This window comes from Marinomonas sp. HM11-D (assembly GCF_057626615.1).
On the sequence record NZ_JBMMKT010000013.1, the window covers coordinates 1 to 12307 of the forward strand.

Sequence of the window (12307 nt, forward strand, 5' to 3'; positions counted from 1 at the left end):
AGCATTGCTGTCAGGGCTTTTTTACGTCTGTCAAAAAAGCTTACCAGCTTAGCAAAGGGGTCAGATCCCTTAACAGATGGCAGTGCTGGGAAGCTGATGTACGTACAGGGATCTGACCCCTGAAATGTAACCTTGATCCCCGATGGAATCGGGTCGTGCGAGTTGTCTCCTGAAAGCAATCAGAACCTCTCCTTAACAAGAAGGGGAGGTTGTTGAAAGTTAAACTACTGGCAACTAAAACTCGCCGCTGAATTGGTATTACCTTGACCGTTGTATTTAGCTACTGTTGGATAAGGACATAGAGGCCGTTCTAAGTTGTTAGGAAAACTCTCTGGGAGCTCTTCGTTTGTACCACCTAGATTATTTTTACCTCGTACTGAGGCAATCACCTGTTCTGGCTTTTGACCTTGCTCTACCCAATTAACCAGAGGAGTTAGCATATCAAATTGGTCAGTGGCGGAGCCGCCGCGACAGTGTCCCATCCCTGGAACGGTGTAGAACTGAGCAAATTGATCAGCATGGCCTTGGTTATTATCATTAAGTTGATCGTACCAAGCTTGAGTGTCATCAATGGAGAAGATGCCATCAGAGACACCATGGTAGACCATGATTTTCCCGCCACGGTCACGTAGGGTATCCAAGGATGCTGGGGAAGGGGGTTTCATAAAGTCCATGCCCGATTCGGAATATATCTCAGTTGATGCGTGTACTTTAGCAACTAATTTATCAATATCAGATTCCCAGACAAATTTTGCGCCATCAAAATTGCGAATGTTGAGATCTTTCAATGTCACCGGGGGGGATTGGAAAATCATCGCTACTGCACCTGAGTCCCGTTGTAATGGAGCCTTATATTCCCACATCATATGGTCCTCGCTGGCAATACCCGCATCGTATGGGAAGGATGAGTAAAATACCTCACCATCGCTGGTCGTGACACCTGAGTAAATGTCACTAACCGCAGTCTTTTGAGCCGTGGTCAAGCAGCTTCCATCTCGCCCATTTTCACAAGTTGGAATGTCTTTTTGCAAACTGAAAACCGTCTGGCAAGCGCGGTAGTCTTGTACTAAGCCATCTTTAAGGCCATCCAACGCATCGCACTTTTCTAGAATCTTATGGCTTACCATCAGACGTTCTTGTTTGGTAAAGGCACTTTCTAGGTTGTTCTGATCTGTATCCGGAACACTGGCATAGGTTTGTGCCCCTGCAATACTGGCTGCCGCAGCAAGGGGCAAACGGTAGCCGGGTGCACCGACTAAGATACCATCGTATTGGTCGCCATAGCGTGCCGCTGCGACCATGGCGTGTCGACCACCGTTGGAGCAGCCCGCGAAGTAGCTACGATCAGGCGCTTTTCCGTAAACTTGCTGGATAACAGATTTGGCCATAGGTGTCAGTTTAGCCACGGCCTGATAGCCATAATCTAAGCGCGCTTGAGGGTCGTAGCCAAAGGTGGGGAGTGGCTTATCATGACCCGCATCTGAGCTAATGACCGCAAAGCCTTGGCTTAGCGCACTGGTTGTTGGACCGCCGCCTGCTGTGCCTAAGGCCGTTTTCACGCTGCCATCTAAACCGCCATTCGCTTGATAGAGAAAGCGGCCATTCCACTCTTTTGGCAGACGCATTTCAAAGCCAATGGCGTAACGTTTGCCATTAACTTTTGAGGTTCGAGGGTACATTTCGCCTTTAACCAAGCAGTGTTCAGCGATGTCTTGCCCTGCAAGCGTGAGTTCACCGGATTGGACGGTACTGACAGACTGAACCGTTAAGTGATCATAAGAGAGAGACTCAGAAAGCGCTTCACATTGGCTTGCTAGAGAGGAAGATTGCGCTGGAGAAAGTTGTGGGTAGCTAGGCTGAGATAAAGTGCTACAGCCTTGTAAAGCCGTGGCTGAAATCGCCAAAGCCAACAGAGATTTTCTCATGATAACGTCCTTTGTATTTATTATTCGCAGATCAAAGATAACGTGTTGAGAAAGGTAAGCCCAGTCACTTTTTCACTAGGCTTATCCTGTGTGCTTTGCACTAGGGCTGATGCATTGTATCCAGTACATCCCAGCAGGCGCCCAAGGTATGGTAATCCACCTTGCCCATAGGCGATTTCTGATTAGTAATTTTGCTGCCGTCGCGAGCAACGATGCGATACCAAGCTCCGTGTTGATGATCAATTAAATGATCCCAGCTGTATTGCCAAAGTTTGTCGTACCAGACCAAGTATTGATCGTCACCAGTGACTTTAAACAAACGATAAGCGGCCGCGATCGCTTCGGCTTGTACCCAAAAGTATTTTTGGGCGTCGGCAAATTCTCCCGTTTTAGGGGCAAATCCATAAACCAAACCAGCAAACGTTTTATCCCAGCCATTGGCAACCGCTTGATCGAATAATGATTTAGCCCGCTCTACATACCAAGATTCGGGGCTGAGCTGATGCAGTTGAAGCAGTAACTTAGTCCACTCTACCTGGTGGCCAGGTTGAAAGCCCCATGGCTTGAAGAGATCATCAGGCTTATCAATATTGTAGTGCCAATCCGGCTGCCAGTTTTCATCGTAATGCTCCCAAATCATTCCACCAGCGAGATCGCAAAGCTCGCCTGCAAAACGGTTGGCTAGCTCTTTTGCTCGTTTCAGAAAGCGTTCATCCTCGGTAGCTCGATAGGCTGCAATAAAGGCTTCGCATAGATGCATATTGGCATTTTGGCCGCGATAAGGATCAAGTGTTTCCAAATCATCGGAACGCTCATCGGCATATGCGTGAAAGTCAGCTTGGTAGAAGTATTTATCTAACCAATTAAAACGATCAATCAGTTTCTGCTTGGCGTCACAAATTCCTGCTAGGTGGGCATGAGCATAGGCAAGCACAACAAAGGCTTGTCCGTAGGCCATGGCGGTTTTATCTACCGAGTCACCCAGCATCCATGCGTAGTGATCGGTTTCAGCTAAGTAATGCTGGCTTTCTAAGTGTTGCAAACCATGTCGAACCCACTCTGCATAATGTTCACCATAGCCACGGCGATAGGCTTCTGCATAGTTAAAGATAAAGCGAGTTGAAGACACAAGGTGACGAGTGTTGGCATCGAACACTGTGCCATTGTCTAAAAAGTTTTGAAAAAAACCGCCCTGTTGGTCGAAAGCAATAGGCTCATAAAAGCTCAGAATATCGAGGGTATGTTGCTTGAGAAAGTCGGCTTGTTGGAACTTGCTTGCCATAGAAAATCCTTTAGCTTGGTCAACATAATATGCACATTGAGGAATAACAGATAATTACTCATATTCGCTGTCATATATGCATGAGACTGATAAAGTAGCGTGGTGCTGTGCCGAATGGAATGTGGCACATGATGTTAATACTTTGCAGAGCTGAACTATGAACTGGCTAGATACATTTTTTGTTACGGATGTCGATCCATCACGTCTTGTTGTCGGTCAGTATGATCCGCTTTTGGTACTCTTGTCTATTTTAGTCGCTTCCTGTGCTTCCTTTTTTGCGCTGCGTCTTGCTGAAACGGCACGCCATATTGTTATTGAAAAGTATCGACATATTGCCACTATTACCGGTGCGAGCATTTTAGCGGGTGGTATTTGGAGCATGCATTTTGTTGGCATGCTGGCATTTGACATGCCCTATAAACATAGCTACCACGTCGGCCTAACCGTTCTTTCATTGGTGCCTGCCTTTATTGCCAGTTTTATCGTCTTACGCTCGCTTATTTATGTGCATGAAAAAGACACGCTATCACTAACTCTGACGCTTAAAAATGGCGTCATTGTGGGGGCGGGTATTGGTATGATGCATTACTTAGGCATGGCGGCGATGGAGATGCAGCTTACCCTGAAGTACAACCCTTATCTTTTCCTACTATCAATAGTTGTCGCTGTGGCATTGGCATGTGTGGCTTTACTTGCACGACGTGCGATGAAGTTATCCTTCCCCAATATGCCTACCATTCGTATTAAGTTGATCATCGCCAGCATTATGGGGTTGGCTATCTCGGGGATGCATTACACCGGTATGTCGGCGGCTTACTTTATTAAAGAGGCTCCTACTAGTGAAGTGCTGGCATTATCACATTCCAACCATTTCATGCTGGGCTACTCGGTCTCTATTTTTTCCTTTCTGATTTTTATTCTGGCAGTGAATGTCAGCTCGCAGCTGCGCTATCGCCAGCTGTTGATGGAGAAAACCGCCAGTGAGGCGCGTACTCAGGCGGTTCTACAGACTGCGACCGATGCCGTTTTCACAGTTAATGCGCAAGGGATCATCGAAGAGTTTAATACCGCCGCGCAAGAGATCTTCGGTTGGCAGGAGAGTGAGATTACCGGTCAGTCGGTCGCGCTGTTATTCCCTGACCAAGATGACGAACACTATGATGGCTTTTTAGTGGAATACTTTGACAAGCCTCAGTACAACGTTGTTGGTGTGAACCGCGAACTGATGGCGCGTCACCAATCCGGTCAATTCTTTCCTATTGAGCTAGGTGTAGGGCGTATCAATTTACCAAATGGTGATTTGTTGTACGTTGGTTTCGCTTCGGATATTTCACAGCGTAAAGCAATGGAAGAGCGTATCTTTAAAAGTGAAGAGCGTCTAAGTTCACTGATTCGTAATATCCCTGGTGTGTCATTTCGCTGTCTGCTAGATGAGAGCTGGACACCTTTGTTTCTATCAGAAGCGATTGAAAAGCTTAATGGATACAAAGCCGAAGAGTATCTTGACGGTCGTCGTAGCTTTGGATCTTGGCTGCATCCTGACGACCTCCAAGACGTGACTAAGTTTTTTGAAGAAGCGGTTGGTAAGCAGGATAAATACGAGCTGGAATATCGTGTTGCTCACAAAGATGGCCAAACCATTTGGGTGCTAGAAAGCGGTACCATTGTCTATGACGAAGCGGGTACTGCTAAGTGGTTGGATGGTGTCATGCTCGATATTACCGCACGTAAAACCATGGAAGATGAGCTACGAGAAGCCAAATCGAAAGCCGAGTATGCTGCCGAAGCGAAGGCATCATTTTTGGCTAACATGAGCCATGAAATCCGCACGCCAATGAATGCCATTATTGGCTTTAGTAGCATTTTATTGGACTCATCGTTACCTGCTGAAACGCGTCGACATCTACAGACCATTAGTCAGTCGGCACAATCATTGCTTCATTTGCTGAATGATATTCTCGATAGCGCTAAGCTGGATAAACACAAGCTGGAATTGGAACTTAAACCCTTCCGCCTTAACAGTTGTGTGGATACGGTCATTTCGACTTTATGGCTACAGGCTAAAAATAAGCATCTGGCGCTTGAATTTGAAATCAGCCCAGAGCTGCCTAAAGTGGTCAATGGGGCTGAAGAGCGAATTCGACAAATCCTAATGAACCTAGTTGGCAATGGCATCAAATTTACTGAGCAAGGCTCTGTTTCACTCACCGTAGAGCCCCTAACTGATCGTCCAAATTGGGTACGCTTCACAGTGCGTGATACGGGGATTGGTATTTCCCAAGATCGTATCAACAGTATTTTTGAGGCCTTTACTCAGGCGGATGCTTCCATGAGCCGCCGTTTTGGCGGTACTGGGCTTGGTACCACTATTTCAAAACAGCTAGTTGAGCTAATGGGCGGGGAGATTCACCTTGAAAGCCAATTGGGTCAAGGCAGCTGTTTCTACTTTGATATTCCACTGCCAGAATCGGATGCGGAATTGGTGGTTAATACGCAACAGATTTTACAGCTGCCGCCACTTCGTATTCTGGTGGCAGACGATATTGAAGAGAACCTAACCCTACTGAAAATTATGTTAGGCAAACAGGGCCACAGTGTCTTTGTCGCCAGCGATGGTATTGAAGCGGTGGAACAATTTAAAACCCTTCAGCCGGACGTGGTGTTGATGGATATTCAAATGCCAAGGCTCGATGGGTTAGGTGCTTGCCAAGCGATTCGCGAATATGAACAGTCTGCTGGTTTACCGGCGACCCCAGTGATTGCCCTAACCGCAAGCGTGTTACTAGAAGATCGACTTCAAGCGCAAGATGCTGGGATGAGCGGTTTTGCGAATAAGCCAGTCGACCTACCCGCGCTGACACAAGAAATGGCTCGCGTGCTGGATATTGAAGCGGAAACCTTAGCGTCTGTCATGAGCAACAGTTCCTCTCCTGCGCAAAAGTTGTCGGTTGTGCATGTGAATCGAGGGCTTGAGCTGTGGGGCGATTATGCGGTGTATGTATCGGAATTGGTGAAGTTTTATAACAAGCATCAAGCGTTAGTCAGTACGCTGGAAAGCTACCTCGAACAACAAGAATGGGCATTACTGGGCGAGCGTGCTCATGCTTTGAAAGGCTTAACTGGCAACCTTGCGTTGCTGTCCTTATATCAACATTTTGCCACCCTAGAAAAAGCCAGCGACCATCATCGTATAAGTGATGCAAAGACGGCTTTAACCAATATTGAAGACGTATGGTCTGCGTTAGCCGGTGATATCCAGACACTAGAATCCAGTTTAGACCCCGTTTCAGATGAACCGTCAGAACAGGGTAAGTTGAGTGATCAAACCTTAATTGAATTACTGACAGAGTGGTTACACATTACCGAATCTGGTGAGCTTGATGACGAGCTTTCGCAATCGATCATCCGTGGTGCTACTGAAGATATTTCCTCGATAGTGTATCAGGCGGTCCAAGCGATTGATGACTTTGAGTTCAAAGAAGCGGTTGAACTGATTCATCAAGCACGTGCCAGTCTTTGTCAGTAAAGGAAGAAACATGTCATTACTTAATAAAGCGCTTCCTCGAATCCTGATTGTGGACGATGAACCCGCTAACTTAAAAGTGCTGCGTCAGGTACTACAGGACAACTATCGTTTGTCCTTTGCCCGTTCTGGTGTAGACGCGTTAGAGCTTCTTGAGAAAGAAGACATTCATCTCATTTTGCTGGATATCATGATGCCGGATATGACCGGCTTTGAGGTCTGCGAGAAAGTGAAAGCTAACCCGCAAACGGCACGTATTCCTGTGATCTTCGTCACCGCCTTGAAAGACACCATTGATGAAGAGACCGGCTTTAATCTTGGAGCGGTCGACTACATCACCAAGCCTATCGTGCCGGCCATTGTTCGGGCGCGTGTAAAGACTCACTTATCATTGGTGCAAGCGGACGTATTAAAAGACACGCAGGTGGATTTGATTCAGCGTTTGGGCCGTGCAGCCGAGTATAAAGACAACGAGACCGGCATGCATGTGCAGCGCATGAGCAGTTATGCTTACGTGTTAGCGGTTGCTGCTGGCATTGATGAGGATACGGCAAATGAGTTGTTACTGGCGGCGCAAATGCACGACCTAGGCAAAATTGCCATCCCTGATAGCATTTTGCTGAAGCCGGGGCGACTGGATGACAGTGAGTTCAAACAAATGAAGTCACATACGCAAATTGGCGCCGATATTCTGTCAAACCCTCGTTCTCAGCTGGTGGCTCTGGCGCATTCGATCGCTATCACGCACCACGAAAAGTGGGATGGCAGTGGTTATCCAAAAGGCTTAAAAGGTGAAGAGATTCCGCTAGAAGGCCGCATTGCCGCGGTGGCGGATGTGTTTGATGCTTTGACCAGTGAACGCCCGTATAAAGCGGCTTGGTCTGTAGAAGAAGCCATACAGTTATTGAAAGAAGAGTCAGGTAAACACTTCGACCCAAACTTGGTCGAGTTGTTTATACAAGAGCTGCCTAAGATCATCGCCATTAAAAATCAGTTTGCCGAGCAAATTCTCTATAAAAAACCAAACGCGGAATAACACGTTTCGATAGGTCATACACGATAGCCTTAAAAGAATAGAGATTTCTCTCATGTGCTTGGCTAATGCTGAGTTACCAAGCACAACACTTTCACTGCATTTCTTTACATCCCCATACACAATCACCGTACGTCTTTGAACCTAAACGAAATAATATATTAGATGTGGTTAATAAAAAGGTTGTGTCATGGGCAAAGTTTTTTTGACTCTGATGCTAGCCTCGTTAATAGGCTGCTCAGATAGAAACCAAGCCACAACGGACGTGCAAGATGGTAAAGAGCTGTATTCCATGTATTGCTCTAGTTGCCACAAGGACAACGGAGGCGGTCAATTCCTAGCGGGTATTCCTCGTAATCGGGATACGCACTTTAGTGTGCAGGAAGTAGCCGGATTGATTCGCATCGGTCATCAAGACAAGGCAAATATGCCAACGTTTTCACAGCTTTCGCCGGCACAAGCCTATGCGATTGCATCTTATCTAAAGCATAAGTTAGGCACGCAATAGCACTTCAATAAAGCAAGCCTGACTTGCTTTATTGAAGGTAAACGTTCACCGCCTAGAAGTTATATCCCCAAGCTACACCAACAATATCCTGATCCATGGTTAAGTTGGCTTCACCGCCACCAAAGGCTTGTGGAATAGACTGATTACCGTAAACGGTATTTTCCAAGGCATGAGTATAAGACGCAGTGAGGCTGTGTGCTTTACTGATTTGCCAAGTGCCACCAATGCTCACATGGTCTTCGATGACACCAGGAGCTAATACGTTAAAGAAGGTCTGGCTTGCAGGGATGGGTTGATCCGCATGGCTATAGCCTGCGCGTAGCGTGACTTCTGGCGATGCTTTAAAGATCACGCCAATTTTGTACACGTCCATATCTTGCCAGCCAAAGCCCGCACCATGACTGCCGCCTAGTGACATGCCCAGTGGGTTATTGATGGAAGCAACGTCGCTGTAGTCGATGTGTTCCCAATCTCCCGCCAAGGTCCACGTTGGATTCATTTGCCAAGCAAAGCCTAAGCTGTAGCTTTCGGGTACATCAAAGCCACCTTGTTCAGCAAATAGGCCACGGTACTTATCAAAGCTATCTGTGTTGATTTTAGAAGCCCAAGTGGCACCTAAGGTCACGCTGTCAGAGACCTTCCCCTGCCATCCTAAACGCACCCCCCAGCCGGTACTGCTGTCGACGTCATTATTGCTGACCGCATCAGGACTTTGGCTCATTTGCGCGAAGTTTTGGATGCCTTGTGCTTTAAAGTATTGGTATAGGTAAGTGATACCGATACCAAAGCTATGATCCGGCGTAGCTTGGTAGGCCATTGAGCTGGTGATAAACAGCTGGCTTAAGTCGACTCCTGCGGTACCTGAGCCACCCATATTGGCAAATGGGTTATTGCTGTAAGAAGTGTTCATACCGCCATTGGCATACACGGCTACACCGTAAGCGACTTTCGGTGAGTAAAGGCGTGAGAAGCCCGCTTGAGGGATCCAAAATGAACCATCTTGGTTACCATCGTATTGGCCGTCCATACCATAGCCGTTTCCTTCAATGCTGGCGCCGCGCTCAGGCTTAAACCAGCTCAACCCCAGCTCCATTTGATTGCCAACAGCAATCAGTGACGCTGGGTTAGTGGCGCCTTGAACACTGTCATGGGCCAATGCCGTGCTCACGCCCGCCATGCCTTGGGCCTGAATACTAGTACCGTGAATAAAGTAACCATTCGTAGCGTGAGCCGCTATAGGCAAGCTCACCAATGCGAGTACGACAGGCGTACGAGACGTGATGTTCATGAAAATCTCTATATTCGTAAAATGATAATTAGATGGTGCAATATTAGCATTTATAGATATAAGAGATAAGGAAATAATGGGTATTTGGTTATATTGCAGGCTTTAAGCTCTGTATTTGGTCACCTATTGAGAATAGAAAGTTAGCAAGAATGTTGTCTGATCTGGGGCGGTTCATCTTGCGATTGAACGTTTTTGTTGGTTGATAACTAGCCTCGATGCAAAGCACAAGCGACCTATGAATGATCATTGATCAGGTAAATAGCACAACGCATTAATTAATGTACTAATAAGTTTGATAAATTTGCTCGATCATATTGACGTTTGGGTATTGCGTAATTAGCATACTCGAAGGTTTAGTAAATTGAGTGTGACTACTTATGTATCTAATTGAATCCTTTCTTACTCACCCTATAGCGCTCCTAATCGCCAAGATTATTTTAACTTGTGTCTTTTGGATGGCGGGTGTGTTCGGTTTGTTTAATTTTAAAGTGATTGTCCAAGAGATGATCGATGCCAACTTACCGAGCCCTAAAGTCTTTGCTGTTGCAACGATTGCTACCCAGCTGATTGGCTCTGCAATCGTTATTGTTAACCCTTATGGTCTTGGCTGGTTGGGAGCGGGTGGCTTAGCAGTATTCCTACTTTTAACCATTCCTATAGGACATCCTTTTTGGAAGTTTGATGGCGCTAAAAAAGATGAAGAATTTCATATTGCACTTGAACACATCACGGTCGTTGGTGGGCTGATGCTTGCGGCGATCTTGTCTTTTCTACCGTTGAATTCATAAATTTGAGGTTCATATGACAAATGAAAAACGCTCTCGTGGTAGACCCAAGGATCGCACTAAAGAAATCAGCATCTTAAACGCAGCACGTACTTTATTTCTGACTCGTGGACCGGACGTCACATTGGATGAAATCGCCGCTGCTGCTGGGGTGGCCAAAGTGACTTTGTATGCCAAGTTTTCGGATAAAAACAGCCTTATTAAAGCCGTGATTCGTCGCGAGTCTGATCTGACTGTAACAGATGAACAGTTGGTTAAGTTCAGTGGCCTAAAGATTCAAGAGGCGTTGTTTGAGTTCGGTATTCAGTTCCTAACCTTTATCAATAGTAGGGATTTGCTGGGATGGGATCGTTTGATTTCGTCCCTTGAAGAGGATGAAAACGAGCTACCAAGGGAGTTTTTTGACCTAGGGCCAGGACGTGGTCAACGTCTGCTCACACACATGATTGCGACAGCAGCAGATCAAGGGCAGCTAGTAGAGCTCGATCCTGTCGATGCCGCCGATGTATTAACGGGTCTTTGGCTTGGCTTTGTCCATTTAGAAATCAAGTTAGGCGTTAAGTCACCGCTGTTGGGCGATGAAATCAATAAGCGGGTAAAAAACGGTGTGGAGATCTTTATGAAGGTCTATCAGGCTGCCTAACGGTCATGAATGAAAGCGTTCTTTGGGAGAAATGTTAAATGGGTAATGTGGTGGAATCATTATTGGTAAGCCGATGGCTTTGGTTAGTCGCTCGGGTACTGTTGGCGATTGTATTTGTATCATCTGGCTTAGCGAAGCTGATTGATTTTGAGGGAGGGATGGCTGAAATGCGAGGTGCAGGGCTATCACCCGCATGGCTATTTAATGTCGCGACTATTATTACGTTGCTAGGTGGTTCGTTATTATTGTTGCTAGATCGTGTCGTTTGGCTAGGATCCGGTGCTCTTGCTGTTTTTCTAATGTTGACGATTGTGATTGTTCATCATTTTTGGGCAATGCCTGAAGAGCAAATGATGATGTCGCTATATGTTGCTCTTGAGCATATTGCGGTGATTGGTGGTTTGATTGCCGTGAGCATTGCGAGCGAGCTTCACAAACGTTATGCGCAGCTTCGCCAATCCGCTTTGAGTTAGGAATTTTCGGTTTAGTCTCCCCAACGTTGTTGTCGATACTGCCTTGGGGAGCATCCAAATTGCTGTTTAAAAAACGTAATGAAAGCACTGATGGATTCATAGCCTAAAGATTCAGAAATACTTTGAATCGACTCGTTGTTCGCCAGCTTTTGCAGAGTAATCACGATTTTTAACTGCGCTCGCCACTGTCCAAAAGACAGTTTTGTATGCTGTTTCACAAGTCTAGACAGCGACCTTTCACTCATCGCCAAAGTATGTGCCCACTCCTTTAAGGTAAAACGATCCTGCGGATTCTGTAGCAACATGGTGGCGAGGGCTTTTAAACGCGGCTCATCTGGGATAGGGAAATCAAAGGCTTCAGTCGGAGCCTGATTAAGCAGATTAAGTAGTACCTGCACTTCTCGATAAGTTGGGCTGTCTAGCTCATAGTCAACCGGCTGTTGCGCGATATGTAGCACAAGCTCCCGAATAAGAGGGGAGATGGAAATAGTACAGACATGGGACGGTAGCTCTGTTTGTTCAACATCAATAAAGACCATACACACATCGGTATGCGCGGCGACCGTATTACTGTGTGGAACGCTGCCAGGGATCCATACAGCACACAGTGGCGGTACTGACCATATACCATTCTCTGCAAACGTCGTGACGCTACCACACAAAGGGACAATCAACTGGCCCTTTTTGTGCTGATGCATCGGAACCGTTTCTTCATTAGGAAGGTCAAGCCAGCGCTGTAAAACCATCGGCTGCTGCATTTGATCTGCAACGCCAATGCTGTCGAGCATAGATTGATTAGTTTGGCCAGTTTTAGTCATTATCTGTCTAATATTAGAAATTCAGCCAG

Annotated in this window: 10 protein-coding genes; 6 read left to right on the forward strand and 4 right to left on the reverse strand. The window is 46.4% G+C overall.

Annotated elements, in window-relative coordinates:
* Window positions 1-224 precede the first annotated feature (224 nt).
* Together ACOSVP_RS14935 and ACOSVP_RS14940 are read right to left on the reverse strand one after the other, a co-directional pair.
* Window positions 225-1925, reverse strand: a complete 1701-nt coding sequence (locus ACOSVP_RS14935; RefSeq protein WP_487348290.1) for a tannase/feruloyl esterase family alpha/beta hydrolase — start codon at window positions 1923-1925, stop codon at window positions 225-227.
* Between the two features lie 100 nt (window positions 1926-2025).
* Window positions 2026-3207 (reverse strand): AGE family epimerase/isomerase, encoded by a 1182-nt coding sequence (locus ACOSVP_RS14940; protein WP_487348291.1) that lies wholly within the window; start codon window positions 3205-3207, stop codon window positions 2026-2028.
* Between the two features lie 157 nt (window positions 3208-3364).
* Between ACOSVP_RS14940 and ACOSVP_RS14945 the strand changes: the two genes are divergently transcribed.
* The 3 genes from ACOSVP_RS14945 to ACOSVP_RS14955 all read left to right on the forward strand — a co-directional run bounded on the left by ACOSVP_RS14945 (window position 3365) and on the right by ACOSVP_RS14955 (window position 8271).
* Window positions 3365-6733: an MHYT domain-containing protein gene (locus ACOSVP_RS14945; protein WP_487348292.1), complete on the forward strand. Its 3369-nt coding sequence runs from the start codon at window positions 3365-3367 to the stop codon at window positions 6731-6733.
* Between the two features lie 10 nt (window positions 6734-6743).
* Window positions 6744-7766: an HD-GYP domain-containing protein gene (locus ACOSVP_RS14950; RefSeq protein ID WP_487348293.1), complete on the forward strand. Its 1023-nt coding sequence runs from the start codon at window positions 6744-6746 to the stop codon at window positions 7764-7766.
* Between the two features lie 187 nt (window positions 7767-7953).
* Window positions 7954-8271 carry a c-type cytochrome gene (locus tag ACOSVP_RS14955; RefSeq protein WP_487348294.1) on the forward strand — a complete coding sequence of 106 codons (318 nt, stop codon included), beginning with the start codon at window positions 7954-7956 and terminating at the stop codon, window positions 8269-8271.
* A gap of 52 nt (window positions 8272-8323) precedes the next feature.
* Here ACOSVP_RS14955 and ACOSVP_RS14960 read toward each other — a convergent pair whose 3' ends face one another.
* Window positions 8324-9559, reverse strand: a complete 1236-nt coding sequence (locus ACOSVP_RS14960) for an OmpP1/FadL family transporter (RefSeq protein WP_487348295.1) — start codon at window positions 9557-9559, stop codon at window positions 8324-8326.
* Window positions 9560-9936: 377 nt separating this feature from the next.
* On the opposite strand from ACOSVP_RS14960, the gene ACOSVP_RS14965 reads away from it, so the two are divergent.
* Genes ACOSVP_RS14965 through ACOSVP_RS14975 form a run of 3 tightly spaced genes read left to right on the forward strand, consistent with a single transcriptional unit; the run spans window position 9937 to window position 11460 of the window.
* On the forward strand, window positions 9937-10347 hold the full coding sequence (locus tag ACOSVP_RS14965) for a DoxX family protein (RefSeq protein WP_487348296.1): 411 nt from the start codon (window positions 9937-9939) through the stop codon (window positions 10345-10347).
* 13 nt (window positions 10348-10360) lie between these two features.
* Window positions 10361-10987 (forward strand): TetR/AcrR family transcriptional regulator, encoded by a 627-nt coding sequence (locus tag ACOSVP_RS14970; RefSeq protein WP_487348297.1) that lies wholly within the window; start codon window positions 10361-10363, stop codon window positions 10985-10987.
* A gap of 38 nt (window positions 10988-11025) precedes the next feature.
* Window positions 11026-11460: a DoxX family protein gene (locus ACOSVP_RS14975; RefSeq protein ID WP_487348298.1), complete on the forward strand. Its 435-nt coding sequence runs from the start codon at window positions 11026-11028 to the stop codon at window positions 11458-11460.
* A gap of 11 nt (window positions 11461-11471) precedes the next feature.
* Here ACOSVP_RS14975 and ACOSVP_RS14980 read toward each other — a convergent pair whose 3' ends face one another.
* Window positions 11472-12278, reverse strand: coding sequence for a helix-turn-helix domain-containing protein (locus ACOSVP_RS14980; protein ID WP_487348299.1), 807 nt, complete (start codon window positions 12276-12278; stop codon window positions 11472-11474).
* Window positions 12279-12307 lie beyond the last annotated feature (29 nt).

What these genes read in the sequence shown, in the direction of transcription:
- ACOSVP_RS14935 (WP_487348290.1), bottom strand. Translation starts at nt 1,925, where the DNA reads ATGAGAAAATCTCTGTTGGCTTTGGCGATTTCAGCCACGGCTTTACAA.
- ACOSVP_RS14940 (WP_487348291.1), bottom strand. Translation starts at nt 3,207, where the DNA reads ATGGCAAGCAAGTTCCAACAAGCCGACTTTCTCAAGCAACATACCCTC.
- ACOSVP_RS14945 (WP_487348292.1), top strand. Translation starts at nt 3,365, where the DNA reads ATGAACTGGCTAGATACATTTTTTGTTACGGATGTCGATCCATCACGT.
- ACOSVP_RS14950 (WP_487348293.1), top strand. Translation starts at nt 6,744, where the DNA reads ATGTCATTACTTAATAAAGCGCTTCCTCGAATCCTGATTGTGGACGAT.
- ACOSVP_RS14955 (WP_487348294.1), top strand. Translation starts at nt 7,954, where the DNA reads ATGGGCAAAGTTTTTTTGACTCTGATGCTAGCCTCGTTAATAGGCTGC.
- ACOSVP_RS14960 (WP_487348295.1), bottom strand. Translation starts at nt 9,559, where the DNA reads ATGAACATCACGTCTCGTACGCCTGTCGTACTCGCATTGGTGAGCTTG.
- ACOSVP_RS14965 (WP_487348296.1), top strand. Translation starts at nt 9,937, where the DNA reads ATGTATCTAATTGAATCCTTTCTTACTCACCCTATAGCGCTCCTAATC.
- ACOSVP_RS14970 (WP_487348297.1), top strand. Translation starts at nt 10,361, where the DNA reads ATGACAAATGAAAAACGCTCTCGTGGTAGACCCAAGGATCGCACTAAA.
- ACOSVP_RS14975 (WP_487348298.1), top strand. Translation starts at nt 11,026, where the DNA reads ATGGGTAATGTGGTGGAATCATTATTGGTAAGCCGATGGCTTTGGTTA.
- ACOSVP_RS14980 (WP_487348299.1), bottom strand. Translation starts at nt 12,278, where the DNA reads ATGACTAAAACTGGCCAAACTAATCAATCTATGCTCGACAGCATTGGC.